Genomic DNA, 17,408 nt, shown 5'->3' on the forward strand with positions numbered 1-17,408 from the left:
GGGCGAGGTGGTTTTTTTTTCAATTAGTTCGCTTTTTTCATAAGGCGAGACTTTTGACGATCCGCAGCGTTTTTGTGGATAAGACCTTTTTGAGCTGCTTTGTCTAATTGACGAACCGCTTCTGTTGCTAATTCTTTAGCGTTATCTGCGCTGTTTGCAGCTGCAGCTTCTGCTTTCTTGATAGCAGTACGCATTGTAGATTTCACGGCAGCGTTTTGAGCGTTACGCTCGTTGCTAGTTTTTACACGCTTGATAGCTGATTTGATATTTGGCATTCCTGTCACCTCCTATAAAAGGATCGAGATTCTATGTGACTCGATTTAAATTCCTAAACAATAAGAACAAATGATATTTTATCAAACGAACAGTGATATTGCAATACTATGTAGTGAAATTAAACGAGTGAATGAACCCATACGAAAAAGGTAAACATAAAAAAATAGTAGATATCATCCCAAGCCTGGAGGTAGAGTCGAAATGAAAAAAGAAGAAATCGATTACAGTAAATATTCCATTCGTACCGATCTTGCCGTTGAAGCAAGAGAAATGGTCGTCACTGATAAAGCGGAAGATACGTCATCCATTCAAGGAGTCATGATTAAAGAGAAAGAAGAGGATGGGATAAAAGTTTCCCTTGTCACCGTTACACCAGAAGGAGAAGAGAAAATCGGTAAAAAACCTGGTAATTACTTAACCATCGAGGCTCATGGAATTCGCCAGGAAGATGCAGAACTGCAACAAAGAGTTGAAAAAGTTTTTGCGAACGAATTTAATCAATTTTTGATTAATAAAAAAATCAGTAAAAATGCAAGCTGCTTAATCGTTGGTCTCGGTAACTGGAATGTAACCCCCGATTCATTAGGACCCCGCGTCTGTGAAGACATCATTGTGACGAGACATCTATTTGAACTGCAGCCGGAATCTGTGGAGGAGGGCTATCGGCCGGTCAGTGCCCTCGTACCTGGTGTGATGGGGCTCACGGGTATTGAAACGAGCGATATCATTTTCGGAGTAGTGGAGAAATCCAAACCAGACTTCATCATCGCCATCGATGCCCTGGCATCCCGTTCCATTGAGCGTGTCAATTCAACCATCCAGATCTCGGATACAGGCATCCATCCTGGGTCAGGAGTAGGGAACAAGCGAAAAGGATTGGATCAGGAAACGTTAGGGGTTCCGGTTATTGCCATCGGTGTTCCGACCGTACTTGATGCTGTCACAATCGTAAGCGATACAGTCGATTTTCTTTTAAAGCATTTTGGAAAGGAAATGAGAGAAGGGGACCGTCCATCCAGATCCCTTGCCCCGGCAGGGTTGAGCTTCGGTGAGAGAAGGAAATTAACAGAAGAAGATCTTCCGGAAGAACAACACCGTCAAGCCTACATGGGGATTGTAGGTACACTCGAGGATCATGAAAAACGAAAATTGATTCATGAAGTATTGGCTCCCATCGGGCATAATCTGATGGTCACACCTAAAGAAGTCGACGTGTTCATGGAAGATATGGCCAACCTTATCGCAAGCGGCTTGAATGCTGCACTGCATGATGCGGTTGACCAGGAGAATACGGGATATCAGACGAGATAGATTGCAGATGAAAGCAGCGCCTTAGGGGTAGGTATTGACCCTTGAGGCGTTCTTTGATGAATTGGGAATAGAGTGCTCGGGTCTTGAGGGAATTTGTCAGCTCTCGAATCTCCCGGTTCGGGAATCAGTGTGCTCTAAAGTTTAGAAGAAATGATCGTTTCGCTGATATATTTGAAATTTCGCTGATAAAAGTGACGATTTCGCTGATAAAATCAGTATTTCGCTGATAAAATGAAAAATTCGCTGATATCCAAAAAGAGGAAAGCATTTTTCTGTAAAAATTGGAGCTTATTTTACCTCTGAAACCGAAAATATTAGATTTTTACGTAAAAGGGGTTATTCCCCCGCCTCAAAAATCGTGATTATCACTTTAAAAAGAAATTTCCTACCCATCTAATTTCACTCCAGCTTTCAATTCCCAACCCCCATCTACTTCTGATCCACTAAAAATAATAGATTCCCCCGTTTAACTTTCCACCAATAACCTCATAATGACTACTAAATATAGTTCTACTATCTCTAGTAATGACATACGTTGTACTAGAGTAGATTAAAGGAAAGGGTGGGAGAATGAGGTCGTATAATGCGCCTAATTATGTAGTAGCGATTAATATGTCAACGATACTGAAAGGGATGTTGATTTTCGTTGTAGGATTGCTCTCGATTTTTTCGATAACGGGCATCCTCACTTCCTTGAACCCTGAGTATAGAATTACATCGAATTCATTGAATCAAGCGGCTTCCAATGTGAAGGGTGATGCATTATATAAGATCTTGGCATTAGAAAACCGGTCTTTTAATCAGATTTTAACTGAAGAAGAGCAGGCTATACCGAATGTGTCATCCCTCCTTTTTCAGGTGGCTACCAATGTGAGCTTAGAAGATCCCCGAAGTTTCCTGGGGAGAGAGCTTCCGGGATTCTCGATTTTTGACGGGGATATCCTTGTGGCAGGGGAAGGAACGGATTTTACGAATATGCCGATTGAGTCGGTCCCACCTCCTGAAGCACTCGAAGCAGGGAATGAGGCACCACTCAAGAATGTTGAGAATCTTAAAGACCCGGATCAAAAGAGTGGGGATGTGGCACCTCCATTATCCACAGGGAATAAAAAAACCGTTCATCTTTATTTCACTCATACCCGAGAATCCTATCTCCCTTATTTGGATGGTGTGACCAATCCCGATTCAGCCATGCACTCAGAAGTCAATGTCACCAAGGTGGGGGACATGGTGAAGAGGAACTTAGAGGACCAGGGTATCGGAACGAGCATAGATAAAACCGACGTGATTCAGACCTTAAACAAAAAAGGATTGGATTATTGGGCTGCTTACCAGGAGTCGAGACCTTTAGTGCAGGCTGCCATGACAAGTAATAAAGACTTGCTGTATCTCGTTGATATCCATCGTGATTCTCAAAGAAGGGCTGTCACGACGGGAACGATCAAAGGAAAATCTTATGCTAAGCTTGCATTTGTCGTTGGGGAAGAGCATCCGAATTACGAGCAGAATTTAAAGGTGGCAACAGAGCTTCATAAATTATTGGAAGCGAACTATAAAGGGATTTCACGTGGAGTGATTGCGAAGAAGGGAAGCGGGACCAACGGGAAGTTCAACCAGGATCTTTCAAGCAATGCCATGTTACTGGAGTTTGGTGGAGTCGATAATACATTCGAGGAATTGGAACGATCTGCACAGGCTTTCGCTGAAGTATTCGCTGAATATTATTGGCAGGCTGAAAAGGTGAATCATACACCTGTCACTCCTGCTTCAAGTCAGTAGTAAAAGGATGAAGGAACCAATGACAAAATTCTTTTTTAAATGTGCATTACTTATATCTGCATTATTTATCGGGGTACTGATCGGAATGCAGTATGCGAATGAAGGCATCGTGGAAATGAAGGGACATGAACAACAAAAATTCACATCGCCGGTGGGAGTGAGTCAGGACGGAGAAGGAAACGTGGAAGCGTCGTTCCTTGGGAATGAAGTAGAATCGAAAACGTTAAGCGAAAAGAAAGAGAAATTAGAGGATATGAAAGCCTTTAATGCGTTTTCCTCAATCGGAAAGGCGCTGGCGAATATAATTGAAAGTATCACCAATGAAATAGTGAACTTTATTGCTTCGTTAATTTAAGAGAGGGCTTTTGGAAATGTTCCAGCCTTCTCTATTTTTTGGAGATTTATCTCTAAGAACTCGATTGATTCCTTTCTAAAATCGACAATTCCCGTATAGCCCTTTAGTTTACATTGAATAATATATAGTCTACTGCTATAATTCAAAATAGTGTACATGTGTGGAAATAACAGGAGTTGAACGTATAATGAACCGTGAAGAGAAATTAGAAAGACAATCGAGAATTAGAAACTTTTCAATCATTGCTCATATAGATCATGGGAAATCTACCCTTGCCGATCGTATTTTAGAGAAAACGAAAGCACTGACGGCGCGTGAAATGAAAGAGCAATTACTGGATTCAATGGATCTTGAGAGAGAACGTGGAATCACAATCAAATTAAATTCTGTGCAATTAAAGTATCAAGCAAAGGATGGGGAAGAATACATCTTTCATCTGATTGATACACCAGGGCACGTAGACTTTACATACGAAGTATCTCGTAGTTTAGCTGCTTGTGAAGGAGCCGTCCTTGTGGTGGATGCAGCTCAAGGTATTGAAGCGCAAACATTGGCAAACGTGTATCTTGCCTTGGATAATGACCTGGAAATCCTGCCGGTCATCAACAAAATCGACCTTCCTGCAGCAGATCCTGAAAGGGTTCGACAGGAAGTGGAAGATGTCATCGGTCTGGATGCATCGGAAGCAGTCCTGGCATCAGCCAAAGCAGGGATCGGGATTGAAGAGATCCTCGAGCAGGTGGTTGAAAAAGTACCCGCTCCGCAGGGAGATCCAGATGCCCCACTAAAAGCCCTTATCTTTGACTCTTTATATGACGCATATAGAGGAGTCGTTGCCTACATCCGTGTGATGGAAGGAAGTGTCAAAGTCGGAGATAAAGTCCGTATGATGGCGACGGGGAAAGAGTTTGAAGTAACGGAAATCGGTGTCTTCACTCCGAAACCGACGGGACAAAAAGAATTAACGGTCGGGGATGTTGGGTACTTAACAGCAGCGATCAAGAATGTTGGGGACACCCGGGTGGGAGATACCATCACTCTTGCCAAAAATCCTGCTGAAAAAGCATTACCAGGTTACCGCCGCTTAAACCCGATGGTATATTGCGGTTTATATCCAATCGATTCAAATCGCTACAACGATCTTAGGGAAGCACTTGAGAAACTTGAATTGAATGACTCGGCACTTCAATATGAGCCTGAAACATCTCAAGCGTTAGGGTTCGGGTTCCGTTGTGGATTCCTCGGACTCCTTCATATGGAGATCATTCAGGAACGTATTGAGCGCGAATTCAAAATCGACCTTATTACGACTGCACCAAGTGTTATCTATCATGTCAAATTGACGGATGGTCAAGAAGTGAAAGTGGATAACCCGTCCATGATGCCTGATCCGCAAAAAGTGGATCATGTTGAAGAGCCTTATGTTAAAGCAACAATCATGGTTCCTAACGACTACGTTGGTGCCGTAATGGAGCTTTGCCAAGGAAAACGCGGGAACTTTATCGACATGCAGTATATGGATGATACACGAGTGAACATCGTCTATGAAATCCCGCTTGCTGAAATCGTGTATGACTTCTTCGATCAATTGAAATCGAATACGAAAGGGTACGCTTCATTTGATTATGAGCTGATCGGATATAAGGAATCCAAGCTTGTGAAGATGGATATCCTGTTGAACGCTGAAAATGTCGATGCCCTTAGCTTTATCGTTCATCGTGACTTCGCTTATGAACGCGGGAAGTTGATTGTTGAGAAATTGAAGGAATTAATTCCGAGACAACAATTCGAAGTACCCGTCCAGGCAGCGATCGGACAGAAGATTGTCGCAAGATCGACCATTAAAGCCATTCGGAAGAACGTTCTGGCAAAATGTTACGGTGGAGATATTTCACGTAAACGTAAACTTCTTGATAAACAAAAAGAAGGTAAAAAACGTATGAAGTCCGTAGGTAATGTAGAAGTTCCACAAGAAGCCTTCATGGCCGTCTTGAAGATGGATGACACGGATAAAAAATAATTGTCTTGATGATAAAGGGGGAAAGTGGCTTGTACAAAACAAGCACTGCTTACCCCCTTTTCTCTATGACTGCCCCAAAAGGAGGGATATTCTTGGTAAAATCAGCTTATATTCATATACCGTTCTGTGAACATATCTGTCACTATTGTGATTTCAATAAAGTCTTTTTAGAAGGGCAGCCTGTAAATGAATATTTAATCAGCCTGGGTGATGAAATGAAGCGAAGAGTCATGTCACCTGACAAGCTTGATACGATTTTTGTCGGTGGCGGCACTCCGACGTCATTGAATGCGGGCCAGCTCGATGTATTATGTGAATCGATCAACAATCACCTTCCCTTTGATCAGGGGGAATTCACATTTGAAGCAAACCCTGGCGATTTGACAGAAGACAAACTTCAAGTGTTAAAGGACCACGGTGTGAATCGATTGAGTTTTGGTGTTCAGTCATTCAATGATGAGCTCCTAAAAGGAATTGGTCGGACACATAGAAGCAAAGATGTGTATACGTCTGTGGAAACGGCTCAGAAAGTAGGATTCTCCAATATCAGCATTGATCTGATTTATAGCCTGCCTAAGCAAACTGAGGAAGATTTTCAAGATACATTGAAGAAAGCACTTGATCTTGATCTTCCTCATTACTCGGCTTATTCACTCATAGTAGAGCCGAAAACGGTCTTCTACAACCTGATGAGGAAAGGGAAGCTGTCATTGCCTTCTCAAGATCAGGAAGCGGCTATGTACGAGATTCTGATCGAAACGATGGAGAAATATGGGATCAATCAATATGAAATCAGTAATTTTGCTAAACGGGGATACGAAAGCAAACATAATCTCGTTTATTGGGACAATAATGAATATTATGGTTTAGGAGCAGGTGCCCACGGATATATAAACGGAGTACGTTATTCCAATTACGGTCCCCTGAAAAAATATATGGACCCGATTGCAGAAGGTTCCCTGCCTACCATCCAGCAGCATGAAGTCACCAAAGCCGAAATGATGGAAGAGGAAATGTTCCTCGGATTACGTAAGGTAAATGGCGTGAGTAAATCCATATTCCAACAGAAATTTGATTGCAGCGTGGAGTCCGTCTTTGGTACCTCCATTACGGAAATGGAGAAACGAGAACTGCTTTTAGTAGATGAAGAGCGTGTGGCACTTACGAAGCAGGGCCGTTTTCTGGGAAACGAAGTATTTCAATCTTTCCTTGGTGTAATTTAATGGATGTATTCTACAGGGAGTAACTCATGCTTAGAAAGTTGAGTGGAGCGGAAGGTGCTCGACTCCTGCGGGAATAGCGGGAAAGTACTAAAAGCGGAGGCGGCTCGACCAGCTCCGACAAGCATAAGATGAATGGACCGGGAAGGCGTTTTTTGCCTTCTTGGGCCATTTAGCTTATGACCTCGAGGGGCTAGCCGCCGGAGCTAGACAGTTGAGACCCCACAGGGCAATGCCCGAGGAGGCTCAACTCACGCCCCGCGGAAAGCGAGTACCTGGAGCGGAAACCAACCACTACTCGCTTATTCAAAAACAACTGACTTTACGAAAAGAGCCAATCTAATATATTGACATCCCTTTTCTGATTTGATAATTTATTAATTAGATTTAGCACTCATCTTGATAGAGTGCTAACAGGGGTGATGAATGTTGTTAACAGATCGACAACTTCTAATTCTTCAAGTGATTATTGATGATTTTATCCTGTCAGCTCAGCCTGTCGGTTCGAGGAGCTTATCCAAGAAGGATGAAATTTCCTTCAGCTCGGCTACGATTCGAAATGAAATGGCTGATTTGGAGGATTTGGGTTTTATCGAAAAAACGCATACTTCTTCAGGACGTATTCCTTCTGAAAAGGGTTATCGTTATTATGTGGATCACTTGCTTTCTCCACAGAAATTAAAGAAGAATGACGTGCATGCAATTCGTTCCATCTTCACTGAGCGAATATATGAATTGGAGAAAGTGGTCCAGAAGTCGGCAAAGATTCTTTCCGAGCTGACGAATTACACGACCATCGTATTAGGTCCCGATTTGAAGGAAAATAAGCTGAAAAAGATTCAACTTATTCCTCTGAACAAAGATACAGCGATTGCCATCATCGTGACGGATAACGGACATGTTGAAAATAAACTGTTCCATATCCCTCCTACAATGGATGCTGCGGAGCTTGAGAAGCTTGTGCACATCTTGAATGACCGTTTATCGGGTGTTCCTATCAGTGAGTTAAACGATAAAATTTTCAAGGAAGTCGCTCTTTTACTAAGAGAGCATATTCAGAACTATGATTTTATCCTTCACTCGATTACGGATTCCTTTAATCCAACGGTCACGGATAAGCTGTTCTTTGGTGGGAAAACCAATATACTCAACCAACCTGAGTTTAATGACGTCCATAAAGTTCGCATGCTCCTTGAGATGATTGAACAAGAGGAGAGCGTCTACAACTTGATTCGTCCATCCGCTACTGGATTGACCATTAAAATCGGGAAAGAAAATGATCATCTTGCTATGGAGAATTGCAGTCTCATAACCGCTACTTATTCTATTGGTAAAGAACAATTAGGATCCATCGCGATTATCGGACCTACCCGAATGGAGTATTCCCGTGTCGTGAGTTTACTTAATTTCTTTTCAAATGATATGTCCAAGGTTCTGACGAAACTGTATCAAAGTGAAGATTAGTGGACATATTGTATAAAGGAAAATAGGGCCAGGAAGCAGGTTTAATGGCCTTCTGGCGCCTTGTAATGGTCGCAGATTTTTAAGGAGGTGAATGTTATGTCTGAAGAAACAAAACAAGAACAGCATGATGCGAAAGAAGAAAACAGCGATGCGGTAGAAGAAGTATTCGCTGAAGAACCTCAAGCAGAGGAAGTAGCAGAAGGACAACAAGAATCAGATGAGCTTTCACAATTGGAAGATAAGCTGAATGAGTCTGAGAATCGTTATCTCCGTTTAAGAGCTGATTTCGATAACTTCCGCCGCCGCGTCAATGTAGAAAACGAAGCGAAGGAGAAATATCGTGCTCAAGGACTGATCACTGAACTATTGCCGGCACTTGATAATTTCGAGCGTGCTTTAAATATAGATGCTGATAATGATCAAACAAAAACACTTCTTCAAGGAATGGAAATGGTTCATAGAAGTATTGTTGAAGCCCTTAAGAAAGAGGGAGTAGAGCCAATTGAAGCGGTAGGTCAAGAGTTCGATCCACATTTGCATCAAGCAGTTATGCAAACAGAAGATGAAAATTTCGATAGCAATGTAGTTGTTGAAGAATTTCAAAAGGGATACAAACTGAAAGACAGAGTAATTCGTCCTTCCATGGTGAAGGTCAATCAATAATAAAGACATTACATATACAAAATAGGGAGGTTTCTTACTATGAGTAAAATTATCGGTATTGACTTAGGTACAACAAACTCATGTGTATCAGTACTTGAAGGCGGAGAGCCAAAGGTTATTGCAAATGCAGAAGGAAACCGCACAACACCATCAGTTGTTGCGTTCAAAAATGGAGAAAAGCAGGTTGGGGAAGTAGCGAAGCGTCAAGCGATCACAAACCCGAACACGATCATCTCAGTGAAACGTCATATGGGAACAGATCACAAAGTAGAAGCAGAAGGAAAAGAATACACTCCACAAGAGATTTCAGCTATGATTCTTCAACACTTAAAATCATATGCAGAAGACTATCTTGGTGAAAAAGTTGAAAAAGCAGTCATCACGGTACCTGCTTACTTCAATGATGCAGAACGTCAAGCAACGAAGGATGCCGGTAAAATCGCAGGTCTTGAAGTTGAGCGTATCATCAACGAACCAACGGCTGCTGCACTAGCATACGGCTTAGACAAGATGGATCAAGATCAAACGATCCTTGTTTATGACCTTGGTGGCGGTACATTTGACGTATCCATCCTTGAACTTGGTGACGGTGTATTCGAAGTACGTTCTACTGCCGGCGACAACCGTCTAGGTGGAGACGACTTTGACCAAGTGATCATCGATTATCTTGTAGCTGAATTCAAAAAAGAGAACGGCATCGACCTCTCTAAAGATAAAATGGCTCTTCAACGTCTTAAAGACGCTGCTGAGAAAGCGAAAAAAGATCTTTCAGGAGTGACTTCAACTCAGATCTCACTTCCATTCATCACGGCTGGAGAAGCAGGTCCACTTCACTTGGAAGTGACTCTTTCAAGAGCGAAATTCGATGAAATCTCTTCAGGTCTTGTAGAACGTACAATGGGACCAACTCGTCAAGCAATGAAAGATGCTGGTCTTTCTGCAAGTGAAATCGATAAAATCATTCTTGTTGGTGGATCAACTCGTATCCCGGCTGTACAAGAAGCGATCAGAAAAGAAACTGGTAAAGAGCCATCTAAAGGTGTTAACCCTGACGAAGTTGTAGCGATGGGTGCTGCGATTCAAGGTGGAGTTCTTACTGGGGACGTTAAAGATGTTGTCTTACTTGACGTTACACCACTTTCACTTGGTATCGAAACAATGGGTGGGGTATCAACAAAGCTGATCGAGCGTAACACGACGATTCCGACATCTAAATCTCAAACATTCTCAACTGCCGCTGATAACCAGACTGCTGTAGATATCCATGTATTACAAGGTGAGCGCCCAATGGCTGCTGATAACAAAACGCTTGGACGCTTCCAATTATCTGACATTCCGCCAGCGCCACGCGGAGTACCACAAATCGAAGTGAAATTCGATATTGATAAGAACGGTATCGTGAATGTAAGTGCGAAGGACCTTGGAACAGGTAAAGAGCAAAACATCACAATTAAGTCTTCTACTGGTCTTTCAGATGATGAAGTAGAACGTATGGTGAAGGAAGCAGAAGAAAATGCCGAAGCGGATAAACAACGTAAAGAGGAAGTCGAACTTCGCAACGAAGCCGACCAACTTGTTTTCCAAACGGAAAAAACGTTAAAAGACCTTGAAGGCAAAGTTGAAGAAGACGAAGTGAAAAAAGCGGAAGATGCGAAAGCTGAATTAAAAGAAGCAATCGAGAAAGATGATTTAGATCTTATCCGTGAAAAGAAAGATGCATTACAGGAAATCGTTCAAAGCTTAACAATGAAGCTTTATGAGCAGGCTCAAGCGGAAGCTCAAGCAGCTCAAGGAGCAGAAGGCGAAGCTTCGAAAGACGACGATGTAGTCGATGCTGAATACGAAGAAGTAAATGATGATAAGAAATAATTTAGTATGAACGAAAAAGTCAAAGTCAGGGCGGTTCTTGGCTTTGACTTTTTCTATGATTGAAAGAAACAGAAGGTGATTCATTCATCTGACTGACACAATCAATTAAAAGGAATGTTGAGTTTTTATTGATAATAGTCAAAGCTCAATGTTAAAATAACCTTTATGCAAAGGATTCGGGAGTGGTGTTTTAATGAGTAAACGGGACTATTATGAGGTTCTTGGTGTCGGAAAAGATGCCTCAAAAGACGAAATGAAGAAAGCATACCGCAAGCTCTCCAAAAAATATCATCCGGATATTAATAAAGAAGCGGATGCGGATGAAAAATTCAAAGAAATATCGGAAGCTTATGAAGTATTGAGTGATGATCAAAAGCGTGCTCAATATGATCGTTTCGGACATACTGACCCTAACCAGGGATTTGGCGGCGGTGCTGACTTTGGCGGTGGAGGTTTCGGTGGTTTCGAAGACATCTTCAATACATTCTTCGGTGGCGGCGGAGGCCGCAGAAGAGATCCGAATGCACCTAGGCAAGGTGCCGATCTTCAGTACACGATGTCACTGACATTTGAAGAAGCGGTCTTTGGGAAAGACACAGAAATCGAGATTCCGAGAGAAGAAGAATGTGACACCTGCCATGGCTCAGGTGCAAAGCCGGGAACAAAGGTCAATACATGTTCTCACTGTAATGGATCGGGTCAATTGAATGTAGAACAGAATACACCGTTCGGCCGCATTGTGAACAGACGCGTTTGTCACTACTGTAACGGTACAGGTAAACAAATCAAGGAAAAATGTTCAACTTGTGGCGGGGCGGGAAAAGTACAGAAGCGCCGTAAAATTTCTATTAAAATCCCGGCTGGTATCGATGATGGACAGCAGCTGCGTGTGACTGGTCAAGGTGAACCGGGTATAAATGGCGGACCTGCCGGTGACTTGTATGTTGTATTCCACGTTCGCTCACATGATTTCTTTGAGCGTAACGGAGATGATATCTATTGTGAAATGCCAGTGACGTTTGCACAAGCGGCATTAGGTGATGAGATTGAAGTGCCGACCCTGCACGGAAAAGTAAAGCTGAAAGTGCCTGCAGGAACTCAAACAAGCACGAGATTCCGTTTGAAAGGTAAAGGAGTACCGAATGTCCGTGGATACGGTACAGGTGATCAGCATGTTCAGGTGAAGGTGGTTACCCCTTCTAAGTTAACGGATAAGCAAAAGCAACTATTAAGAGAATTTGCTGATATTAGCGGACAGGTTCCAGACGAACAGCATGAAAGCTTTTTTGATAAAGTAAAAAAAGCCTTTAAAGGCGAATAACTAAAGAACGGAGTTGGTAGATCAATGAAATGGTCAGAAATCAGTATTCTTACTACGAATGAAGCGATTGAACCTATTTCAAACATTCTTCATGAATCTGGAGCAAGCGGTGTGGTCATTGAAGACCCGGCCGAATTAATTAAGGAAAGAGAAGATATGTTTGGAGAGATCTACCAACTCAATCCTGATGATTATCCTAGTGAAGGTGTCTTAGTCAAAGCGTACTTGCCCGTAAATAGCTTTCTTGGTGAAACCGTTGACGAGATCAAGCAGGGCATTTCGAACCTGGTAACCTATGATATCGACATTGGTGTAAACAAAGTGGAGATTTCAGAAGTGAACGAGGAAGAATGGGCAACGGCGTGGAAGAAATACTACCATCCTGTGAAGATCTCCGATAAATTTACGATCGTACCAACTTGGGAAGACTACACACCGGTTCATAGTGACGAACTCATCATTGAACTGGACCCAGGCATGGCGTTCGGGACAGGGACGCATCCTACAACAGTCATGTGTATACAGGCCCTAGAGCGAATCGTTAAAAAACACGATACGGTCATAGATGTAGGAACAGGTTCAGGTGTATTATCCATTGCTGCTGCACAGTTAGCTGCAGACAATGTAAGAGCGTATGACCTAGATGAAGTGGCTGTTCGTTCAGCGAGACTGAATGTGAAGCTGAACAAAGTCCAGCAAACTGTAACGGTTGACGCGAATAATTTATTGAATGATGTTTCAGGGCAAGCGGATGTGATTGTAGCGAATATCTTGGCTGAGATCATTTTACGCTTTACACTTGATGCCTTCGAACTTGTGAAACCTGGCGGATTTTTTATCACCTCTGGGATTATCCAGCCTAAGAAGCAAGAAGTACGTGATGCATTGGAGTCTGCCGGATTTATTATAGAAGAAATTATGGTCATGGAAGACTGGGTCGCTATTATTGCCAAGAAGCCTATGTGAATTTAAGTGAAAACGGTGGAGTTGAAACTGTATGCAACGATATTTTATAAATGACATATATCGAGAAAATGATCCGATTACGATAACAGGGGATGACTATCATCATATCGTTCGTGTCATGAGAATGAAGGAAGATGATGAAGTCTATGCTGTATTTAAGGATCAAGCATCAGCAATTGTCCGTATTGAAACGATTTCCAGTGACTCAATAGAACTATCAATAGTAAAATGGGAAACAACGACGAAAGAATTGCCAATTAAAGTAACCATTGCGAGCGGACTGCCGAAAGGGGATAAATTGGAGTTGATTTTCCAAAAGGGAACAGAGCTTGGAGCCACTCAATTTATCCCTTTTAATGCGGATCGCTCCATTGTGAAGTGGGACGATAAAAAAGCAAAGAAAAAGGTGGAACGATGGGAGAAAATCGTCAAGGAAGCAGCGGAGCAGTCTCATAGACTCCTTGTTCCCGACGTATCTGCCCCCATTTCATTGAAACAATTAATACAGGCACAGTTTGATTACAAACTGATCGCATATGAAGAAGAAGCACGAGCCGGAGAAAAAGGAAATCTATCAAAGGTGTTATCGACGATCGAAAATGGACAAAGTGTCCTTGTCGTATTCGGCCCTGAAGGTGGATTGACAGAAAAAGAAGTAGAGATGTGTAAGAGCGAGGGCTTTATTCCATGTGGACTGGGCCCAAGAATCTTACGGACGGAGACTGCTCCATTGTATGTCCTCTCAGCCATCAGCTATCAATTAGAACTTATGAGGTGATTGTAATGCCATCAGTAGCGTTTCACACTCTAGGGTGTAAAGTGAACCACTACGAAACAGAAGCCATCTGGCAACTATTTAAAGAAGAAGGATATGAACGTGTAGAATATGATTCGATTGCAGATGTGTATGTCATTAACACGTGCACGGTAACGAATACGGGAGATAAGAAAAGCAGACAGGTCATTCGTCGTGCCATCCGTAAGAATCCTGACGGAGTGATTTGTGTAACAGGATGCTACGCTCAAACATCCCCTGCTGAAATTATGGCGATACCGGGCGTTGACGTTGTGGTTGGGACGCAGGATCGAAGAAAAATGCTAACATACATTGAAGAATATAAACAAGAACGCCAACCAATCAATGGCGTTACAAACATTATGAAGAATCGTGTCTACGAAGAGCTGGATGTTCCGGCATTTACGGATCGTACACGTGCCTCTCTTAAAATCCAGGAAGGGTGCAATAACTTCTGTACATTCTGCATTATTCCATGGGCCCGTGGACTGATGAGATCCCGTGATCCTGAAGAAGTCATTCATCAAGCTCAGCAGCTAGTGGATGCCGGCTATAAAGAGATTGTCCTGACAGGAATTCACACAGGTGGATACGGAGAGGACATGAAAGACTACAACCTTGCCATGCTTCTTAAAGACCTGGAGCAAAAAGTGAAGGGTCTGAAGAGAATTCGTATCTCTTCCATCGAAGCCAGTCAACTTACGGATGAAGTCATTGAAGTGATTGATCAATCAAATATTGTTGTCAGACACTTACACATTCCACTTCAATCAGGGTCCAATACGGTTCTTAAGAGAATGCGCAGAAAATATACGATGGAATTCTTTGCAGAGCGCTTGGAAAAGCTTAAAAAGGCTTTACCGGGACTTGCCGTTACATCTGATGTCATTGTCGGTTTCCCTGGTGAAACGGAAGAAGAATTTATGGAAACATTTAATTTCATCAATGAACATAAATTCTCGGAGCTTCACGTGTTCCCTTATTCAAAGCGAACAGGTACTCCTGCAGCACGGATGGACGACCAAATCGATGAAGATATCAAGAATGAACGAGTTCATCGTTTAATTGAACTTTCTAATCAATTAGCGAAAGAATACTCTTCTCAGTTTGAAAATGAAGTATTAGAAGTTATCCCTGAAGAAATTTACCAAGATGATCTTTATGTTGGATATACGGATAATTACTTGAAAGTGGTATTCCCTGCAACGGAAGATATGGTAGGAAAGCTTGTGAAAGTTAAGATCACAAAAGCAGGTTATCCTCTAAATGAAGGCCAATTCGTACGTGTCCTTGAAGAAACAGAAGAAAAAGCCGCAATTTAAATTTAATAGATCAAGGCACCTGACAATGGTTAGGTGCTTTTTTTATTCCGCGGAAAGCGGAGCGGTTCCCCTCACCATCCTACACACGCTGATTGACAGAGCCCAGGGTTACCTTATATTGAATACAACAATCTGTGTAAAGAGCTTTTTGTTTTTGCACAATAATTCTTTGTAACCACTTTCTTTTTTTTCTTAGAAACAATTTATCTATTGATATGTGAAGAAGAAGGTTGTAAACTATTAATGTCAATATAATAAATGAAACAGGTCTTTTTTTTAAACTAATAGTGCAAACGATTGCATTAATGTAAGCGTTTGTATCTTACTATACTTTAATGAGGTGTTACGATGAAAAAGGCATGGCGTAAAGAAGCGGTAGGCTATCAAATCTATCCAAGGAGTTTTCAGGATTCAAACGGCGACGGAATTGGTGATTTGCAGGGCGTGATTCAACGGTTGGATTATATTAAAGAATTAGGTATCGATGTGATTTGGATTTGTCCAATGTATAAATCACCTAATGATGATAATGGATATGATATTTCTGATTATCAGGATATTATGGAAGACTTCGGTACGATGGAGGACTTCGATCAATTACTTAATGAGGTTCACAAGAGAGATATGAAACTGATCATTGACCTAGTACTTAATCATACAAGTGATGAGCACCCTTGGTTCATTGAATCTAAGAGCTCTAAAGAAAATCCTAAGCGTGACTGGTATATCTGGAGAGATGGCGTAAAAGGCAAGGAGCCAAATAACTGGGAAAGCATCTTTGGAGGATCGGCATGGGAGTATGACGATGAAACAGATCAATATTTCCTTCACGTATTCTCTACGAAGCAGCCGGATTTGAACTGGGAAAATGAAGAAGTCCGCGACGCTCTTTATGACACAGTCAACTGGTGGCTTGATAAAGGGATTGATGGCTTCAGAATCGATGCCATCAGCCATATTAAGAAACGTCCGGGTCTACCTGATATGCCAAATCCGAAAAAGGAAAAGTATGTTTCTTCTTTCGATATGCATATGAATCAAAAAGGGATTCATACGTTTCTGCAAGAATTCAAGGATCGGACGTATGCAAACTATGATGTCATGTCCGTTGGGGAAGCGAATGGTGTAAAAGCCGATGAAGCGGAACTGTGGGTCGGAAAAGAAAATGGTAAGATGGATATGATTTTCCAATTCGAACATCTTGGTCTCTGGGACGCAGAAACCAACCCTGACCTTGATATTGTCGAATTGAAAAAGGTGCTCACTCGCTGGCAGAAAGGCCTTGAAGGCAATGGGTGGAATGCTCTATTCATCGAAAATCATGATAAAGCAAGAGTTGTTTCCACTTGGGGGAATGATAAAGAATATTGGAGAGAAAGTGCCACTGCCATGGCGACCATGTACTTCTTGATGCAGGGGACTCCTTTTATTTATCAAGGTCAGGAAATCGGTATGACAAATGTCCAATTCCCATCCATTGAAGATTATGATGATGTAGCGGTCAAGAATCTGTATCGTCTGAAGCGTGAAGAAGGGGTACCTCACCAAGACATCATGGACATCATCTGGGCTTCTTCCCGTGACAACAGCAGAACACCGATGCAATGGACTGACGAGGTAAACAGTGGATTCACAAACAGCAAGCCTTGGATGAAAGTGAACCCAAACTATAAAACAATTAATGTAAAAGCTCAGGAGAAGGATGAAAGCTCCATTCTGAACTTCTATAAAAAAATGATTCAACTAAAGAAAAAAGAAGATGTCTTCACCTACGGGATCTATGACCTGCTTCTTGAAAAAGACAAGCAAATCTATGCGTATACCCGCACAGGAGAAGATCAATCCATGATCGTGATCACAAACCTTTCCACTGATGATGCCGTTTGTGACCTTGGTGAATTGGAAGTCTCCTCTTCAAATCTTCTGTTGAATAACTATGATGTAAACAGCCATGAAATTGTAAGCAAGATAACGCTTAAGCCATACGAGGCGAGAGTGTACCGTTTAAAATGATAAATTCACAACCCTGGCAAAGATTGCCGGGGT

General features: G+C 42.1%; 14 protein-coding genes. 13 read left to right on the forward strand and 1 reads right to left on the reverse strand.

The genetic code is table 11. The features are described 5' to 3' along the window. Positions 1 to 23: 23 nt before the first annotated feature. A complete protein-coding gene (rpsT, locus tag RSX31_RS10705; RefSeq protein WP_044339591.1) occupies positions 24 to 275 on the reverse strand; it encodes a 30S ribosomal protein S20 in 252 nt (83 codons plus the stop codon). Positions 276 to 477: 202 nt separating this feature from the next. Here rpsT and gpr point away from each other — a divergent pair, with 202 nt between their 5' ends. The 13 genes from gpr to RSX31_RS10770 all read left to right on the forward strand — a co-directional run bounded on the left by gpr (position 478) and on the right by RSX31_RS10770 (position 17,375). Continuing rightward, positions 478 to 1,587: a GPR endopeptidase gene (gpr, locus tag RSX31_RS10710; protein WP_148995763.1), complete on the forward strand. Its 1,110-nt coding sequence runs from the start codon at positions 478 to 480 to the stop codon at positions 1,585 to 1,587. Between the two features lie 570 nt (positions 1,588 to 2,157). Continuing rightward, positions 2,158 to 3,366, forward strand: coding sequence for a stage II sporulation protein P (spoIIP, locus tag RSX31_RS10715; protein ID WP_315634493.1), 1,209 nt, complete (start codon positions 2,158 to 2,160; stop codon positions 3,364 to 3,366). Between the two features lie 19 nt (positions 3,367 to 3,385). Beyond that, entirely contained in the window at positions 3,386 to 3,721 is a 336-nt protein-coding gene (locus RSX31_RS10720) for a DUF3679 domain-containing protein (RefSeq protein ID WP_148995761.1), read from the forward strand. Positions 3,722 to 3,908: 187 nt separating this feature from the next. Further along, positions 3,909 to 5,741: a translation elongation factor 4 gene (gene lepA, locus RSX31_RS10725; protein ID WP_397541022.1), complete on the forward strand. Its 1,833-nt coding sequence runs from the start codon at positions 3,909 to 3,911 to the stop codon at positions 5,739 to 5,741. A 65-nt stretch (positions 5,742 to 5,806) separates the two neighbouring features. After that, on the forward strand, positions 5,807 to 6,964 hold the full coding sequence (gene hemW / locus RSX31_RS10730) for a radical SAM family heme chaperone HemW (RefSeq protein ID WP_315634522.1): 1,158 nt from the start codon (positions 5,807 to 5,809) through the stop codon (positions 6,962 to 6,964). 426 nt (positions 6,965 to 7,390) lie between these two features. After that, positions 7,391 to 8,425 carry a heat-inducible transcriptional repressor HrcA gene (hrcA, locus tag RSX31_RS10735; RefSeq protein ID WP_148995876.1) on the forward strand — a complete coding sequence of 345 codons (1,035 nt, stop codon included), beginning with the start codon at positions 7,391 to 7,393 and terminating at the stop codon, positions 8,423 to 8,425. Positions 8,426 to 8,521: 96 nt separating this feature from the next. Beyond that, positions 8,522 to 9,088, forward strand: a complete 567-nt coding sequence (gene grpE / locus RSX31_RS10740; protein WP_148969736.1) for a nucleotide exchange factor GrpE — start codon at positions 8,522 to 8,524, stop codon at positions 9,086 to 9,088. A gap of 39 nt (positions 9,089 to 9,127) precedes the next feature. Further along, entirely contained in the window at positions 9,128 to 10,957 is a 1,830-nt protein-coding gene (dnaK, locus tag RSX31_RS10745) for a molecular chaperone DnaK (RefSeq protein WP_148969735.1), read from the forward strand. 193 nt (positions 10,958 to 11,150) lie between these two features. Beyond that, a complete protein-coding gene (dnaJ, locus tag RSX31_RS10750; protein ID WP_315634494.1) occupies positions 11,151 to 12,278 on the forward strand; it encodes a molecular chaperone DnaJ in 1,128 nt (375 codons plus the stop codon). Positions 12,279 to 12,302: 24 nt separating this feature from the next. Beyond that, complete coding sequence (prmA, locus tag RSX31_RS10755; protein WP_148995760.1) at positions 12,303 to 13,244, forward strand: 50S ribosomal protein L11 methyltransferase; 942 nt, start codon at positions 12,303 to 12,305, stop codon at positions 13,242 to 13,244. 31 nt (positions 13,245 to 13,275) lie between these two features. After that, positions 13,276 to 14,022, forward strand: a complete 747-nt coding sequence (locus RSX31_RS10760; RefSeq protein WP_315634495.1) for a 16S rRNA (uracil(1498)-N(3))-methyltransferase — start codon at positions 13,276 to 13,278, stop codon at positions 14,020 to 14,022. 5 nt (positions 14,023 to 14,027) lie between these two features. Continuing rightward, on the forward strand, positions 14,028 to 15,362 hold the full coding sequence (mtaB, locus tag RSX31_RS10765) for a tRNA (N(6)-L-threonylcarbamoyladenosine(37)-C(2))-methylthiotransferase MtaB (RefSeq protein ID WP_148969731.1): 1,335 nt from the start codon (positions 14,028 to 14,030) through the stop codon (positions 15,360 to 15,362). Positions 15,363 to 15,710: 348 nt separating this feature from the next. Continuing rightward, complete coding sequence (locus RSX31_RS10770; protein WP_315634496.1) at positions 15,711 to 17,375, forward strand: glycoside hydrolase family 13 protein; 1,665 nt, start codon at positions 15,711 to 15,713, stop codon at positions 17,373 to 17,375. The last annotated feature ends 33 nt before the right edge of the window (positions 17,376 to 17,408 follow it).

The sequence above is a fragment of the Rossellomorea yichunensis genome, from assembly GCF_032337515.1.
Taxonomy (GTDB): Bacteria; Bacillota; Bacilli; order Bacillales; family Bacillaceae_B; genus Rossellomorea; species Rossellomorea yichunensis.